At 64.2% G+C, this 14,108-nt stretch carries 18 protein-coding genes; 6 read left to right on the top strand and 12 right to left on the bottom strand.

Going from position 1 to position 14,108, the window contains the following annotated elements:
• Positions 1-14 precede the first annotated feature (14 nt).
• Both U1E20_RS01700 and U1E20_RS01695 read right to left on the bottom strand, forming a co-directional pair.
• Entirely contained in the window at positions 15-332 is a 318-nt protein-coding gene (locus U1E20_RS01700; RefSeq protein ID WP_409978852.1) for a DUF2849 domain-containing protein, read from the bottom strand.
• The gene (locus tag U1E20_RS01695; RefSeq protein ID WP_409978851.1) at positions 332-661 is read right to left on the bottom strand and encodes a 2Fe-2S iron-sulfur cluster-binding protein; all 330 of its coding nucleotides are present in this window, start codon (positions 659-661) and stop codon (positions 332-334) included. The genes U1E20_RS01700 and U1E20_RS01695 overlap by 1 nt, the downstream gene beginning before the upstream one ends.
• Before the next feature lie 317 nt (positions 662-978).
• On the opposite strand from U1E20_RS01695, the gene U1E20_RS01690 reads away from it, so the two are divergent.
• The 3 genes from U1E20_RS01690 to U1E20_RS01680 all read left to right on the top strand — a co-directional run bounded on the left by U1E20_RS01690 (position 979) and on the right by U1E20_RS01680 (position 3,460).
• A complete protein-coding gene (locus U1E20_RS01690) occupies positions 979-1,821 on the top strand; it encodes a hypothetical protein (protein ID WP_409978850.1) in 843 nt (280 codons plus the stop codon).
• 98 nt (positions 1,822-1,919) lie between these two features.
• Positions 1,920-2,969, top strand: a complete 1,050-nt coding sequence (locus tag U1E20_RS01685) for an aldo/keto reductase (protein ID WP_409978849.1) — start codon at positions 1,920-1,922, stop codon at positions 2,967-2,969.
• The gene (locus tag U1E20_RS01680) at positions 2,966-3,460 is read left to right on the top strand and encodes a GNAT family N-acetyltransferase (RefSeq protein ID WP_409978848.1); all 495 of its coding nucleotides are present in this window, start codon (positions 2,966-2,968) and stop codon (positions 3,458-3,460) included. The genes U1E20_RS01685 and U1E20_RS01680 overlap by 4 nt, the downstream gene beginning before the upstream one ends.
• Here U1E20_RS01680 and U1E20_RS01675 read toward each other — a convergent pair.
• The 3 genes from U1E20_RS01675 to U1E20_RS01665 all read right to left on the bottom strand — a co-directional run bounded on the left by U1E20_RS01675 (position 3,455) and on the right by U1E20_RS01665 (position 4,959).
• Positions 3,455-3,961 carry a GNAT family N-acetyltransferase gene (locus U1E20_RS01675; protein ID WP_409978847.1) on the bottom strand — a complete coding sequence of 169 codons (507 nt, stop codon included), beginning with the start codon at positions 3,959-3,961 and terminating at the stop codon, positions 3,455-3,457. The genes U1E20_RS01680 and U1E20_RS01675 overlap by 6 nt on opposite strands.
• On the bottom strand, positions 3,962-4,237 hold the full coding sequence (locus U1E20_RS01670) for a DUF1778 domain-containing protein (RefSeq protein ID WP_409978846.1): 276 nt from the start codon (positions 4,235-4,237) through the stop codon (positions 3,962-3,964).
• A gap of 71 nt (positions 4,238-4,308) precedes the next feature.
• Complete coding sequence (locus U1E20_RS01665) at positions 4,309-4,959, bottom strand: YqgE/AlgH family protein (RefSeq protein WP_409978845.1); 651 nt, start codon at positions 4,957-4,959, stop codon at positions 4,309-4,311.
• 102 nt (positions 4,960-5,061) lie between these two features.
• Here U1E20_RS01665 and U1E20_RS01660 point away from each other — a divergent pair, with 102 nt between their 5' ends.
• Entirely contained in the window at positions 5,062-5,871 is an 810-nt protein-coding gene (locus U1E20_RS01660) for a protein-disulfide reductase DsbD domain-containing protein (protein ID WP_409978844.1), read from the top strand.
• A 9-nt stretch (positions 5,872-5,880) separates the two neighbouring features.
• Here U1E20_RS01660 and U1E20_RS01655 read toward each other — a convergent pair whose 3' ends face one another.
• From U1E20_RS01655 to U1E20_RS01625, 7 genes are read right to left on the bottom strand one after another with little or no spacing between them, the layout of a single operon-like run.
• Positions 5,881-7,176 (bottom strand): glycosyltransferase family 2 protein, encoded by a 1,296-nt coding sequence (locus U1E20_RS01655; RefSeq protein ID WP_409978843.1) that lies wholly within the window; start codon positions 7,174-7,176, stop codon positions 5,881-5,883.
• Positions 7,177-7,184: 8 nt separating this feature from the next.
• A complete protein-coding gene (locus U1E20_RS01650; protein ID WP_409978842.1) occupies positions 7,185-8,342 on the bottom strand; it encodes a glycosyltransferase in 1,158 nt (385 codons plus the stop codon).
• Positions 8,339-9,199: an SDR family NAD(P)-dependent oxidoreductase gene (locus U1E20_RS01645; protein ID WP_409978841.1), complete on the bottom strand. Its 861-nt coding sequence runs from the start codon at positions 9,197-9,199 to the stop codon at positions 8,339-8,341. Before U1E20_RS01645 ends, U1E20_RS01650 begins: the two co-directional genes overlap by 4 nt.
• 33 nt (positions 9,200-9,232) lie before the next feature.
• The gene (locus tag U1E20_RS01640) at positions 9,233-9,637 is read right to left on the bottom strand and encodes a MaoC family dehydratase (protein ID WP_409978840.1); all 405 of its coding nucleotides are present in this window, start codon (positions 9,635-9,637) and stop codon (positions 9,233-9,235) included.
• Positions 9,634-10,029, bottom strand: coding sequence for a hypothetical protein (locus U1E20_RS01635; RefSeq protein WP_409978839.1), 396 nt, complete (start codon positions 10,027-10,029; stop codon positions 9,634-9,636). Before U1E20_RS01635 ends, U1E20_RS01640 begins: the two co-directional genes overlap by 4 nt.
• Positions 10,019-11,254: a beta-ketoacyl-[acyl-carrier-protein] synthase family protein gene (locus U1E20_RS01630; protein WP_409978838.1), complete on the bottom strand. Its 1,236-nt coding sequence runs from the start codon at positions 11,252-11,254 to the stop codon at positions 10,019-10,021. The genes U1E20_RS01635 and U1E20_RS01630 overlap by 11 nt, the downstream gene beginning before the upstream one ends.
• Positions 11,255-11,530 (bottom strand): acyl carrier protein, encoded by a 276-nt coding sequence (locus U1E20_RS01625; protein ID WP_409978837.1) that lies wholly within the window; start codon positions 11,528-11,530, stop codon positions 11,255-11,257.
• 287 nt (positions 11,531-11,817) lie between these two features.
• Here U1E20_RS01625 and U1E20_RS01620 point away from each other — a divergent pair, with 287 nt between their 5' ends.
• Both U1E20_RS01620 and U1E20_RS01615 read left to right on the top strand, forming a co-directional pair.
• Positions 11,818-13,683 (top strand): methylmalonyl-CoA mutase family protein, encoded by a 1,866-nt coding sequence (locus tag U1E20_RS01620; RefSeq protein ID WP_409978836.1) that lies wholly within the window; start codon positions 11,818-11,820, stop codon positions 13,681-13,683.
• Positions 13,680-14,102, top strand: a complete 423-nt coding sequence (locus U1E20_RS01615) for a hypothetical protein (protein ID WP_409978835.1) — start codon at positions 13,680-13,682, stop codon at positions 14,100-14,102. Before U1E20_RS01620 ends, U1E20_RS01615 begins: the two co-directional genes overlap by 4 nt.
• The last annotated feature ends 6 nt before the right edge of the window (positions 14,103-14,108 follow it).

Below are 14,108 nucleotides of genomic sequence, written 5' to 3'. Positions count from 1 at the left end.
GGGATCGTGAGCAGTCACAGCGATCCTCCCGCCGCCTGCTTGCCAAGATCGAGGCGAACGCTCGGCCCCTTCACGCGCATTTTCTCGCGATAATGCATGGGCGTGGGCGCGCCGTCGCCGCCGATCTCGACGTCGGCGAGATAGACGTCAACCACGCGATTGGCCGAAATGTCACGCTTGCCCGAGGCTTCGAGCGCCGCCGCCTCTTCGGCGCTCCGCGCGACGCGGGCGCGGCGATGATCGCGCTCCCAGCCTGAAGCGCCGAGAAACACCACTTCGCCGTCTGTGAGATTCGAGGCGATCAGAATCTGCGGATGTTTGAACTGGGGCATCACGTTTCCTGCGCCAGCTTCAGCCGAAGCCCGCTCATATCGTCCGACCAGATGATCTGGCAGGACAGGCGCGAATGTTCGTAAAGCATCGGCAATTCATCGAGCTTTTCGATTTCCTCTTCGCTCGGCGGCGGCACGCGCCGCGCCGATTCCGCGTCGAGGACGACATGGCATTCGGCGCATGCAAGAGCCCCGCCGCAGGTGTTGTCCAAGCCGACGCCATGGTCGCGCAAAATCTCCATCAGTCGCCAGCCCTCGACCGCCTCGAGCTCGTGGAGCACGCCGTGACGGTCCTCGACATGAAGGGTCGGCAGAGTTTGCTGGGGCAAGTGCGCGGGCCGATGCGCTGCCATGTTCTCGATGTTGCTCATGTTGTTGACGCGTCGACTGGTTCGCTCCGGGGCGACGCCGCGGACGTTCTGTATATCGAACGCATAAACCTCCAAACCGCCCGAATGTCAATTCACGATCCAATCATGGAACTTGATAATTAATAACAACTTATATATGTGATTATTTCCTGTCACATTTGCAGCGCCATCCGCGGTTAGCTCAATCAGGGCTGACAAGCGCCCGAAAACCATGTTTGCTGCGCTCTTGTCCCCCAAGAACAGCGGCGCCAGCGCGAGATCCGAGAGGAGCACTCATGGCTAAGAAGCCGGTCAAAATCACCAGGGCGGCGCCTGCCAGGCGAGAGCCTGCACGACCTGCTCCGACGGTCGAGGCTAAGGTCGCCGCGCCGAATAGCCCCGGCCCCGTTCGTCCCGCGGTCATTGTCGTCGGCGCGGACAAGGGCGGCGTCGGCAAGACGACGATCGCGAGAGCGATCCTCGATTTTCTGTCGCTCAACAATATTCATGCGCGCGCCTTCGATACCGAGACGCCGCGTGGGACGCTTCACCGCTTCCACCCCGACGAGACGATGATCGTCGATCTGACCGAGCCCGCCGATCAGATGAAAATCATCGACACGCTGAATACGTCGCAAGCCAAGGTCAGCGTCATCGACGTGCGCGCCGGCGGCCTCAGCCCCGCGCTTCGAGCGCTCGACGAAATCGGCTTCTTCGATGCGGTGAAGACCGGCGAATTCCGCTTCGTCCTGCTGCATGTAATCGGCCCCTCCATCTCTTCGCTGGAGGAGATCGCCGAAATCGCGCCCTATGTCGCGGGCGCCAATTACTTCATGGTCAAGAACCACGTCAACGACACGACCTTTTTCGAATGGGATCCGCAGACCCATGCGAAATATTTCGAGGACGTCGTCACTTCGGGAGAGATCACCATCCCCAAACTCAGCGAACTCGCCTATGAGCAGGTCGAACTGTCGGGCGCGCCCTTCTCGACATTCATCGCCAATCAGGACGCGCAGGGCCAGCCGGCCGAACATTCCTTTGTCTTGCGCGGCTATGTCCGGACCTGGCTGGCGCGCGTCGCCGACGAGTTCGAAAGAGTGGGCCTTCTCGAACTCGTCAACGAAAAGAGACAATAAGCGTCGCGGGCGCGTCATTCTGCGCGACCAGCCAAAATCGTCGACGTCTGGCGTCGTTCCGGCGCGCGCATGTTCGCGACCTCTTTAAGGATCGCATCGTGGAATATCGCAAACTCGGAAATACCGACCTTTCGGTCTCCGCAATCTGTCTCGGCTCGATGATGTGGGGAGAGCAGAACAGAGAAGCGGAAGGACATGCGCAATTGGACTATGCGTTCGATTGCGGCGTCAATTTCATCGATACGGCGGAAATCTATTCCATTCCGCCGCGGCGAGAGACGCAAGGATCGACCGAGCGCATCATCGGAAGCTGGCTCGCGGCGCGTAAAAACCGCGACAAGGTCATCATCGCCACCAAGGTCGCCGGGCGCGGCGACGCCGACTGGCTGCGTCCCGGCGGCGCCGGAACCGTTCTCGACGCCAAGAACATCGACCATGCGATCGAAGGCTCGCTCAAGCGGCTGCAGACCGACTATGTCGACCTTTATCAGTTGCACTGGCCGGATCGCTCCTTGCCGCTTTGGGGCGCCGGCGGCACGACCTACCGACGACCGACGAAACGCGATGAAATTGCGATTGAAGAAACGCTCGAAGCGCTGGCGCGTCTGGTGAAGGCCGGCAAGGTTCGTCACATCGGCCTCTCGAATGAAACGCCATGGGGCGTCGCGCGTTTCCTGCGCGCCGCTGAACTCGGACATGGCCCGCGCGTCGTTTCGATTCAAAACGCCTACAATCTTGTTAATCGCACCTTCGAGATGGGCCTCGCCGAATTCGCCGAGCGCGAGCGCGTCGGATTGCTCGCCTATTCGCCGCTCGCGCAAGGCTATCTCACCGGCAAATACCAAGGCGGCGCGCGGCCGCCGGGCGCCCGCACGACGCTCTTCGAGCGCGCGCAACGCTATGAGAAGCCGGAAGTCGAACGAGCGATCGACGCCTATCTGGCGCTGGCGCGCGATATCGGCGCCGATCCGGCGCAGCTCGCCATCGCCTTCGTCACGTCGCGGCCCTTCGTTACGTCGAACATCATTGGCGCAACGACGATGGCGCAGCTCGAAACTGACCTCGCGTCGATCGAATTCACGATCACGCCGGAAATCGAGCGGCGCATCGACGCGATCCACCATCTCTACAGCAACCCGGCGCCATGACCGCAATCGCAATTCTTCGCGAAGAAACTGCCGAAGATTATCCGGCGATAAGCGAATTGCTCGCAGCGGCATTCGAACGATCGGGCGAAGCCGAACTCGTCGAGGCGCTGCGCAAGGATGGCGATTTGGTCCTCGGCTGCGTCGCCGCCATCGACGGGCTCATCGTCGGCTACGCCGCCCTGTCCAGGATGAAGGCCACCTTTCCGGCGCTTGGCCTCGGACCAGTCGCCGTCGCAGCAGCCTCTCGCAGAAAAGGCGTCGCCAGCGCTCTCCTGCGCTGGAGTCTGACGCAAGCTCAGAACGACAAATGGCGCGCGATTTTTGTGTTGGGCGACGGCGCCTTTTATAGCCGTTTCGGCTTTCGGCCTGAGCTTGCGGCTGGCTTCGGCTCGCCCTATGCGGGGCCGCATTTCATGGCGCTGGCGCTCAACGGCGCGCTTGCAACCACCGACGGACGGGTTGATTACGCGCCGGCCTTCGGTCGGCTATGAGCGAAACGCCTTCCGTAAATCGGTCATGCGTACAAACATCGCGCGGCGGGGATCGAACGGGAGGTCCTGAAAGTCCCAACGGGCATAGAAGCTGCGCACCTCCTCGTCGAGGGGATGGGTGACGATGCCGACGCTGCCAACAGCGTCTGCGGCGTGAATGGCCGTCTTGAGTGCGAACTGAAGCAAGGAAGCGGCGTGGCCTTGCTTATGAAAATCCTTGTCCACCGCAAGCTGACCGAGCAGCGTCGCCGGCAAAGGATCCGGCTGGTTGCGCTGTTGCGGTTTGGGAAAAAAGGCGCGTTCGATTTGCGCGGCGCTGAGCGTGACGTAGCCGACGATACGGTCCGAAGCCGTGTCGATCATGACATTGACGCGGGAAGCCCCACTCAAATGATTGAGCCAGGCATGGCGCCGGAACCAGCCGTTGAGCGACTCCCGTCCGCAGTCAAATAATTCGCGATGATCGCTCTCAAGGAGCGGGCGCGGCGGACGAACCGCCACCTATCGCTCCCAGGATGGCCGACGTTTGGCGAGTTCCGTAAGCGCAGGAACTTTTTTGGCGGGCTTGTGCAGCCATGCCTCGAACGCCGTCCAATTTTCCGCTGGAATAGTGACGACGCTGCGGTTGAGCACCTCGACTTCGGCGGACTCTAGCGCCTTGCGGCGCACGAAATCGCTCAAACTCGTGTGGGCCTGGGCCGCCGCCGCTTCGAGGATGGCGCGTTCATCGGAATTGACCCGAACGCTCAAAACCGTTGTGTGGGACGCGCCGCTCATGCGTATGACAATGGCATACAGGAGGGCGTTGTTCAATATTCGACGCTGCTGTCGACCGCTTCGCCTGACGCTCAGGCGTGTCCGGCGTTTGACGACAGCCGTTCGGGATCGACGCCGATCGAGCGCAAGGCGCGCGCATATTTCGTCTCGAGATCGCGATCGAACAGCAAGGCGGGGTCGGAGGGACAATTCAGCCAGCCGTTGCGCTGAATCTCCTCTTCGAGCTGGCCCGCGTCCCAGCCCGCATAGCCGAGCGCAAGCAGCGCCCGGTCGGGGCCCTCTCCCGCCGCAATGGCGCGCAGAATGTCGATGGTCGCGGTGAGCGACACGCCGTCGTCGATCGGCAGCGTCGAATTGTCGAGGAAGAAATCCGGCGAATGCAGCACGAAGCCGCGGTCGGTCTGCACCGGCCCGCCGGAGAGCACCTGAATGTCTTCGGCGCGGCTCGGCAGGCTGATGCGCTCCTGCGGCGCGATCACCTGCAACTGCACCAGGAGATCGGGAAAATTACGCACCCGGGCCGGCTGGTTGACGATGATGCCCATCGCGCCGTCTTCGGAATGGGCGCAAAGATAAATCACCGACCGCGCGAAACGCTGATCCAGCATGCTCGGCATCGCGATCAGCAATTGGCCGTCAAGGAAGCGGCGCTCGGCGGGACGACCGCTGCGGCGCTCGCTTACCCTGGACGCGAATTCTTGCTTCTTGCCGCCTGGGCTCATAGGGTCATGCTACGCTCGCCGCGCTTCAAGAACAAGCGGCGCAAATGACGTTAAAGTGACGTAACTGACTGCCCAGACTGCAAGACGGATCGCCGCGGACCTATGACGCGTTACAAATTCCTAATACTCGCGCAACTTGTCGCGATGCTCACGCAGGGCGCATCGACGCAGTCATTCGCCCAGAGCGCGAAATTCGCTTCCGCCTCCGTCAAAAGCGCGGCGTCCAGCGCCCGGCTTCTGTCGGCCGGCCCTCCGCAGGGCGGCGCATACCGCGCCGCCGTCGAGATCGCGCTCGATCCGGAGACGATCACCTATTGGCGTCAGCCGGGCGAAGCCGGCTCGGCGCCCGCGTTTGATTTTTCGAAATCGGTCAATGTCGCCGGGGTCGAACCATCATATCCGGTTCCCAAGCATATTGATGAGGCGGGGACCGTCGTGGCCGGCTATGAGTCCCGTGTTCTCCTCCCTTTGAAGGTGACGCCGCGCGATCCGAACGCGCCGGTGACGCTCAATCTCATGCTCGATTACGCGTCCTGCGGCAAAATCTGCCTGCCGGCGCGCGCCGATCTGACGCTTGAGCTGCCGCGCGAGGGCGCTTCGCCACACGCGGCGGCGATCGCCGAAAGCGAACGGCTGGTTCCCAAAAAGCTTACTGTCGAGGAAGCAAAAAAGCGCTTCGCGCTGTCGCGCGGCGGCACGGATGGATCATGGCGGCTTCGCTATCTTGGCCCCGGCAAGGCGAAGGACCTCTTCGCGGAGGCGAAGGAGCCCTTCTTCATCGAGAGCGGGCGCGCCGGAGAAGACTTCGAGCTTAAGCTTTTTTCCGGCGACGCGCCGGCCAAAGCCGCCGACGCCACGCTGACGATCGTCACCGACGGCGGCGCGTTCGAGGCGCCGGCGCGACTTGAGTGACCGCGCGCCCTACTCCACTTTCGCGTCGATCGGCGCCGCAGCCTCGTGATCGAGCTTCGGCGTGCGCTTGAAGGTCGATTTGCGTCCGCGCAAAGTCTGCAGGATTTTCGCGCCATTGGCGAAGGCGAGATAGATCATCAGCGGCGGAATTGACGCGACCGTCTTCATATAATCGACAATGGTGCCGCGCTTGAGCGCAAGATAGGGCGGCAGCGTGATGCCAAGCGCCACCAGCGCCGTCATGGCGCCGATGATCTCCAACACGTCCGCGTAAGGCGCGAGCGAACCGTGTAGAAGCCCGCCAAGCACAAAAGCGATGAATCCGATGGCGGCCGTGGGGAAGAACACCTGATGGGCGATCAGCGAGATCGCCATCACGCGGCGCGTCAGGCTCCAGGGCGAGCGCCAGATCGGCAGAACGGTCCTCTGCGCGACCTGCACGAAACCGTTCGACCAACGCCTTTGCTGGCGGCGGAAGTCGCGGATTCCCTCCGGCACCTGGCCGGGGATCGGCGGCTCGGACACGAACAGCCCATGCCAGCCGTTGAGCGCCGCGCGCACCGTGAGATCGAGGTCCTCGCACAGCGAATAGTCCGACCAGCCGCCGGCGTCGTCGATCGTCGCGCGCCGCCAGATGCCGCCAGTGCCGTTGAACTGGAACAGCCAGCCGGCATGGGCGCGCGAGCGCTGCTCGACGAGATAATGTCCGTCCTGCACGAGGCCCTGCGCGCGCGTCAGCCAGTTCTTTTCGAAATTCTGAAACTCGCAGCGCGACTGCACGAAGCCGACTCGATCATCGGTCAAAAACAGCGGCACCGTACGTTTGAGCCAATTGGGCGGCGGACGGAAGTCGGCGTCGAGCATCGCCACGAAAGGTTCGTCGGCGATCGTAAGGCCATGCGCGCAGGCGCCGGCCTTAAATCCCGAGCGGTCGGCGCGGCGCACATGGTCGATCACCGCGCCGCCGGCGCGAAGCTCCGCCGCCACCGCGTCGGCGCGCGCGCTGGTCTCGTCGGTTGAATCATCGAGAAGCTGAATGCGCAGCTTTTCCTTGGGCCAGTCCAGAAGCGCGACGCAGCGCAAGGATTGCTCGGTGACGAGCGGCTCGTTGAACACCGGGATTTGCAGCAGCACTCGCGGCAATTCGCTGTCTGGCGTCGCAGGCGCTTCCGAATCGCGCACGCGGCGCAGCTGGTCATAGAAGAAGCGGCCGATGACGATGAGATAGCCGATCCCGATCGCCGCCAATATCGAAGCGCAGACGATCACGACCGCGTCGATAAGGAATAGAAAAAGCCCCAGCACCAAACGGCCTATCCTTCTTCATGCGGAACCGGCGCGGGTCTCGCCCCTGCGCGCGCGTCCACGCTGCTTTTCGCCCAGACCACGCGGTCAGTGACCCAGGCGTTCAACCAGACCGCCAGCATCGCCGCCTCACGAACCACAAACACCGCCGGCGCGACCCAGGATAATTGCCATCCTTTGGCCATATAAAGCAATGTCTCCACTGCAAACCACAGGAAAAGCGTCGCGAACGCCGCCAGCGCAGGGTCGAGGCCGACCAGCGGCGCCGCCAGCGCAGAAGCGATAACCGCCGGAAGCGCCTGGCAAATTGGCTCGGCCAAAAAGGAAATGACTTCGTCGTTGCGCCGGATGACCATCCACCGCAATTGCCGGTGATAGACGTCCGCGAAGTTGCGCGCGCCAAGCTCCTGCCGGACCGGCCGATGAGAGAAAACCGGCCGCTTGCCGATCCGCCGCATCGCCTTCGCCAGGGCGTTGTCTTCGCCGACCGTGTGGGAGATTGCGTCGAAGCCGCCCGCGCGCAGGAAGTCGGAGCGCCGAAACAGCATGATTTTTCCGATGCCATGTCCCTGCCCCAACGTCGAGGCGAGAAACAAAATGCGGGCATGCGGGCCGTTGATGATAGCGGCTTCGACATGGGCGGCGAAATTTTCGAGCCGCGCGCAATAGGGAATGGCGCAGACCAGCCCAACGTCGTCGGTCAGGTTTCGCATATGCTGTGTGAGCGCGTCCGGCTCGAGCAGGACATTGGCGTCCTTCATGAAGATGACGTCATGGGTCGCTTGCATGAAGGGTGCGTAAAGATTGTCCACCTTGGGACTTACGGCGAATTTCGCCGTCGAAAGAAGAATGCGCGACGGAACGGCCGGATGACGCGCGAAAATGGCCCGCATATGCTGGACGGCTGGCGCTTCAAGGTCGGTTGACGACACAGTCACGTCGAAATCGCGATAGCGCTGCGTCAGCGCCGACTCCTGCGTGCGGTCGAATTCCTCTTCGAGCAGCTTGACCGGAAGAACGATCGAGACCGCCGGCTGGTCTCGCCGCGTGGCGCGGCGGGAAACGATCCAGGGCTGCACAATCGTCGCCGCAACCGATAAAAACAGCAAAGCGATGGCGATCAGCCAATAGATCGCCGCCGCCCATGTGATGAGGTCGAAGATCACTTTTCCCCGCGCTCCGGCGTCTCCGGCACTTCGGCGGGAAACTGGCGCATGACGCCGTCGATGAGCGCCGCCGGCAGGAAGGAGAACAGGCGGAGCGCCCAATACATGTAACGCGGAAAGGCGATGACGCCGCGGCGCCGTTCAAGCCCGCCCTTGATGATGCGCGCGGCTTCTTCGTCGGGCATCGCGCCGGGCTGCCAGGACTTCGCGGCTGCCGACGCTGAGTTCTTTGAAGGAAAGAGCGCCGAAAAGGGCGTCTTCACGATGGTGCGCGCCGACATCGGCGTCTTCACATAGCCCGGCACAATCAGCGCGACATGCACGCCATAGGGCGCGAGCTGGGCGCGCAGGCAGTCCGCCCACATGTGAATGCAGGCTTTCGCCGCGCAATAGGCCGGCGAATGGGGTAGCGCCCGCACGCCGGCCATCGAGCCGACGATGGCGATCCTGCCGCTTTTGCGCGCGCACATTGGCGATATGGCGGGCTCCACGGTATTGAACGTCCCCGCGACATTGATCGCGAGCATGGCGCGCACCGCTTCGGGCGTCTCAATCATCTGGCCGGGAGACAGACCGGTCGAGACGCCGGCGTTGGCGACGAGAATGTCGATCGGCCTTTTGTCATGCGCGGACTGAACGATCCGCGCCATGATTTCGCGATCGCGCACGTCGGCGACGTTAATCTCGGCCGTTTCCGCGCCGGCGTCGAGACTGGCGCGCGCGGTCGCCTCCAGCCGCTCGGCGTCGCGGCCAAGCAGGACAAGGCTCGCGCCGTCGCGCGCATAGGCGAGCGCCAGCGCGCGCCCAATGCCGCTTGAGGCGCCGGTAATCAAGACGCGAACCGGCGTCTCAGCCATCGCCGCGCCCCTTCCCAAAGCCTGGCCGACGGCTCATGTGGCTGCCCTTGGCCGCAGAGTCGCTTCGCCGATAATGCCGGGCGCGCGCGCCGCGCCATAGGCGGTCAGGCGGACGAAAATCTCATTCTCCGTCGCGCGCAGCACACGCCCCGACAGTCTGACGGTGTCGCCGCGCAGGATCGGCTGCACGAATTTTCCGGCGAGCGAAGCAATGACGAGGTCGCCGCGCCAAGCTCTCAACATCGGCTCGAAAGCGGCGAGAAGCTTCATGCCATGCACCGGCGGCGCGGCAAGTCCGATCGCCGCCGCCACCGCGTCATCGAGATGCAAGGGATTGGCGTCGCCGGAAACCTCAGCATAGCGCGCCAGCGACGGCGCGTCGAAGGGACCGATGATGGTTTCGGGCAGCGTGTCGCCGACCTTGATGTCGCAGCTCATGACGCGCTCCGAAATCCGGCGCGCGGCACCAGCCGCAGCAGCGTTTCGATTCTCGCGCAGCTGTCGCCATCGGGCGTCGCGACAGTCGCCGCCATCATCAGTCGCGGCGGGGTTTCCTCGCGGCTCATGGTGACGCACAGATCGTAACTCTCTCCGGCGACGAGGGGCATGTCGTAGGCGAAGCTCTGCGACTCATGCACCGGCACGACGTCGAGTTCGGCGCAGAGGTCGCTCACCACCGAAAAAAGCGAGGGCTCGGCGAGCCAGACCGCAGGATAGGCGAGCGGGACACTGGCGCCGTCGCCGCCGGTTTCCCGCGCATAGGCCGCAACGCGCGCTGGATCGACGCGCAGGCGGAAAGGCCCGAGGGCGAGCGGCGGCTCAAGGGGCATGACGAACGATCAGCACGGCGTTGATCCCTCCGAAAGCGAAAGAGTTCGACATTGCCGCATCGATCTTATGCTTGCGCGCGGCGTTGGGGACAACGTCGAGCGGACATTTCGGGTCTCGTTCCAGGAAATTGATGGTCGGCGGCGCGATCTGTTCGCGCAGCGCCTTTATGGTGATGACGAGCTCCAGGCCGCCGCTGGCGCCGAGCGCATGTCCGTGAATGGGCTTCGTCGACGACACCGGAACCGTGCGCCCGTAATCGCCAAAGACGCGCAAAATCGCTTCCGCTTCGGTGATGTCATTGGCGTGCGTCGCGGTGCCATGGGCGTTCACATAGTGAATGTCCTGCGGCGCCATTTCGGCGTCTTCCAGCGCCAAAGCGATTGAGTTCGACGCGCCTTCGAGGTCGGGGCGCACCGGGTCCTTGGCGTCGCTGGTCGTGCCGTAGCCGGCGAGTTCGCATAAGGGTTCGTGGCCCCGCGCGCGCGCCGATTCCTCGGTTTCAAGGATAAAGACCGCGGCGCCCTCGCCAAGCGACATGCCATTGCGGCCCTTCGAGAAGGGACGGCAGAGGCTCGGGCTCAAGACGCGCAGCCCTTCCCAGGCTCGGATCGTCGCATTGATCACGCAGGCCTCGGCGCCGCCGACGATCGCCTTGTCTACGAGGCCCTGTCTGATCATCTGCATGCCAAGCCCGATCGACTGAGTCGCCGACGAGCAGGCGCTGCCGATCGCGAAAGTAGGGCCGAGGCAGGAATAGCGCATGCCGATCGTTGCCGGCGCGGCGCTCGGGATGAGCTTGGGGACGCTCAGCATCTCGGGCCGCGTCCCTTCGACATAGTAGCGATAGATGCCGTCCTCGATCGTCGTCATCCCGCCGATGCCGGAGCCGATGATGACCGCGGTTCCGGGCCCGGCGATGTCTTTGCGCTTGAACCCTGCCTGCGCCATCGCTTCGTCGGCGGCGACGACGCAGAACTGCGTAAACGGATCGCAAAAGGGAAGGACATTGGCTTCGATATGAGCGGCCGGATCGAAGCCGGGCACCTGGGCCGCGATCTTGATGCGGCCGTCATAGGGGCGTTCGGTTTTGAGCGGACGAATCTGGCCGACGCCGTCGCGCGCTGCTTCCCAGAGTTTTTGAGCGCCGACGCCCGAGGCGCAGACCGCGCCCATGCCGGAAATAACGACGCGGCGCCCCTGGGGGCGCGCTCGCGAGAACGCCATTTACTGCTTCTCGCGCTCTTTCTGAATATGATCAGCGATCGCCTCGATCAGACTCTTCACGTCCTTGGCTTCCTGAAGCGACCCGTCCATCGGGATATAGACGTTGAACTTCTCTTCGAGCGCCGTGAGAATCATGACGATGTCCACGGATTTAAGGTCGAGACTCTCGATCGATGCGTCCATCGTGATCTTGCTTTTGTCGACCATGCCTTCCGACGCGATCACCTCTATGATCTCGTCGACGAGCTGGCTCTTATCCTGCACATTGTCAGTCACGAGTCCCTCCGTTTCAGGCTTCGTCGTCGCTTCGGCGACGACTGACGCCGACGCGGCGCATTGACGCGGCGCGCCGATCCCACGCCTCTTGATCGGGCCGCGCCGCCCGCCCCTGTCGCGGCTCTTCCGCCCTTGCGCGCCGCCGATCCGCCCGAAGCGCGATCGGGACTGGTTAAGGCGTTTGGCCCCGAAAATAAAGCCCGCCCCGCCGGCGGCGGATTTGCAGTGGCCCGGCGCGCGGGTTCATGCGAAAAGGCCGCCCGAAACAATGGAGGGCGACGGGGAAAATGATAGGACAGGAGACGGCGCTGGCGGGTGTTTTTCCACAGGCTACGGAAGCCCAATGGCGCGCCCTGGTCGAACGCGCGCTCAAGGGCGCGCCCTTTGAAGCGCTGATCGCTAAGACTTACGACGGCCTCGCCATCGAGCCGCTCTATGCCCACGCCGCAGATTCGCCCGTCCCAGCCTTGCGCAGGAACCCCGGCCGCTGGGCTATACTGGCGCGCGTCGACCTCGCCGACGCCGATGCCGCCAACCGCTTGGCGCTAGACGACCTCGATGGCGGCGCCGACGGGCTGAATCTCGTCTTCGCCGGCTCGATCGGCGCCTATGGCGGCGGTCTCGCCGGCGCCGACGATGACGCAATCGCCCATCTGCTCGCCAATGTTCGCCTCGACTACGGCATTCCGGTCACGCTCGACTATTCGCCGCGCGCGCCGGGCGCCGCCGAGGCGCTCAGGCGTTTCATCGACCGCCAGCATATCGAGCCGTCGATCACCCGTGTGTCGATGGGCTTCGATCCGCTCGGCGCGCAGGCGCGGCACGGTTTCGCCGCCGAGCCCTGGCCGCAGGCCGCCAAAACCTTCGCACGCGACGTAAGGGCCGCCGCCGATGCAGGCTTTATCTACGCGACCGCGGTCGCGGACGCGCGCGTCGTGCATTCGGCCGGCGGGACCGAGTCGCAGGAACTTGCTTTCGCTCTGTCCTCGGCGCTCGCCTATCTGCGGGCGCTGGCGGAGGCCGGAGCCGACCTCGACGCCGCGCGCGGCCTGATCGCCTTCCGGTTCAGCGCCGACGCCGACCAATTGTTGGGCGTCGCCAAGTTCCGCGCGGCGCGGCGGCTTTGGGCGCGGGTCGAAGAGGCCTGCGGCCTCTCTCCCAAACCGGCGCTGATCTTCGCTGAGACGGCCTGGCGGATGATGTCGCGGCGCGACCCGTGGAACAATATTCTGCGCGGGACGCTCGCCGCCTTCTCGGCGGCGGTCGGCGGCGCCGACGCCGTCTCGGTTCTGCCCTTCACCCAGGCATTGGGCGCCCCGGATGAATTCGCGCGGCGCCTCGCCCGCGACACCCAGCTCGTTTTGCAGGATGAGTCCCATATCGACGCCGTCGACGATCCGGCCAATGGCGCGGGCGGCTTTGAGGCGCTGACCGACGAATTGTGCCGCGAGGCGTGGACTCTGTTTCAACAGATCGAAGCCGAAGGCGGGCTGCCCAAGGCGTTGGCGACGGGCGCCTTCCAGGCGCGCGTCGCGGAAGCCGCCGAACTGCGCGCGAAGAACATGGCCCGCGCCAAGGATAAAGTGATCGGCGCGAACCAGTTTCCCGATATTCACGAGGCCGCGCTCGACGTTCTCGCGCCCTATGATTCCTCGGCCGAAGTCGTCGCGCCGCCGGCCGGCGCCTCGAAAAGCGCCGCCCTCGCGCCGCATCGGCTCGCCGAACCGTTCGAGCGGCTGCGCGAGGAGTCCGACGCCCATTTGGCCGCGACTGGCGATCGGCCCAAGATTTTCCTGGCGAATCTCGGCTCGGTCGCCGCCTTCACGGCGCGGGCGAATTTCGCCAAGAATTTTTTCGAGGCCGGCGGCATAGAGGCGGTGTTCGGCCCAGAGACCGAATCGACGATCGAGATCGTCAACGCCTACCGCGAGTCTGGCGCCAAACTCGCTTGCATCTGTTCATCCGACAGGGTCTATGGAGACGCGGCGGAGTCGGCGGCGCTGGCGCTCAAGGGCGCGGGCGCCAAGCTCTACCTCGCTGGCCGACCGGGGGAACTCGAGGAGCGTCTACGCCAGGCCGGCGTGACTTCTTTCATCTACGCGGGCTGCGATATGCATGGCGCGCTGCGAGGCGCTCTTTCGGAGGCCAGATGAGGATTCTAGCGTTGGCGCTTGCCGCCTGCCTTTCGGCCGGAGGCGCATACGCCAAACAACCGCGCGCCCAAAAGGCCAAGCCGGAGAACGAGCAGACTCTGTCGGGCCCAATCGGCGACACCGATGGCAGATGGAGCATCGAAGCGGCGACGACGGTCGGCGAATGCCAGCTCCTGATCCCGCCGTCCTTCGACATCGTCGACAGTAAGATCGCCGCCGCGCCCGGCCCTGCCGGCTCAGCCTGGGGCTATGTCGACGACGGAGGGACGATCGTCGCAAGGTTCACCGGCGAAGGCGAACGCGTCGCGCGCTTCCATGGAACGCTGCGCAACGGCAAGGGCGCCGGCGCCTGGTCGTCCTCGACCGACCTTTGCGGCGGCACCTGGCGCGCAACCCGCGCCGCCGCCGCGGCGCAGTAGCCTAAC

The sequence above is a fragment of the Methylocystis sp. genome (assembly GCF_046349115.1).
Taxonomy (GTDB): Bacteria; Pseudomonadota; Alphaproteobacteria; order Rhizobiales; family Beijerinckiaceae; genus Methylocystis.
This window is presented reverse-complemented; position numbering and strand designations above follow the sequence as displayed.

Bases quoted from the DNA above. Each gene is read 5' to 3' on its own strand.
- U1E20_RS01700 (WP_409978852.1), bottom strand. From the start codon at position 332: ATGCCCCAGTTCAAACATCCGCAGATTCTGATCGCCTCGAATCTCACA.
- U1E20_RS01690 (WP_409978850.1), top strand. From the start codon at position 979: ATGGCTAAGAAGCCGGTCAAAATCACCAGGGCGGCGCCTGCCAGGCGA.
- U1E20_RS01680 (WP_409978848.1), top strand. From the start codon at position 2,966: ATGACCGCAATCGCAATTCTTCGCGAAGAAACTGCCGAAGATTATCCG.
- U1E20_RS01670 (WP_409978846.1), bottom strand. From the start codon at position 4,237: ATGAGCGGCGCGTCCCACACAACGGTTTTGAGCGTTCGGGTCAATTCC.
- U1E20_RS01665 (WP_409978845.1), bottom strand. From the start codon at position 4,959: ATGAGCCCAGGCGGCAAGAAGCAAGAATTCGCGTCCAGGGTAAGCGAG.
- U1E20_RS01660 (WP_409978844.1), top strand. From the start codon at position 5,062: ATGACGCGTTACAAATTCCTAATACTCGCGCAACTTGTCGCGATGCTC.
- U1E20_RS01645 (WP_409978841.1), bottom strand. From the start codon at position 9,199: ATGGCTGAGACGCCGGTTCGCGTCTTGATTACCGGCGCCTCAAGCGGC.
- U1E20_RS01640 (WP_409978840.1), bottom strand. From the start codon at position 9,637: ATGAGCTGCGACATCAAGGTCGGCGACACGCTGCCCGAAACCATCATC.
- U1E20_RS01635 (WP_409978839.1), bottom strand. From the start codon at position 10,029: ATGCCCCTTGAGCCGCCGCTCGCCCTCGGGCCTTTCCGCCTGCGCGTC.
- U1E20_RS01630 (WP_409978838.1), bottom strand. From the start codon at position 11,254: ATGGCGTTCTCGCGAGCGCGCCCCCAGGGGCGCCGCGTCGTTATTTCC.
- U1E20_RS01620 (WP_409978836.1), top strand. From the start codon at position 11,818: ATGATAGGACAGGAGACGGCGCTGGCGGGTGTTTTTCCACAGGCTACG.
- U1E20_RS01615 (WP_409978835.1), top strand. From the start codon at position 13,680: ATGAGGATTCTAGCGTTGGCGCTTGCCGCCTGCCTTTCGGCCGGAGGC.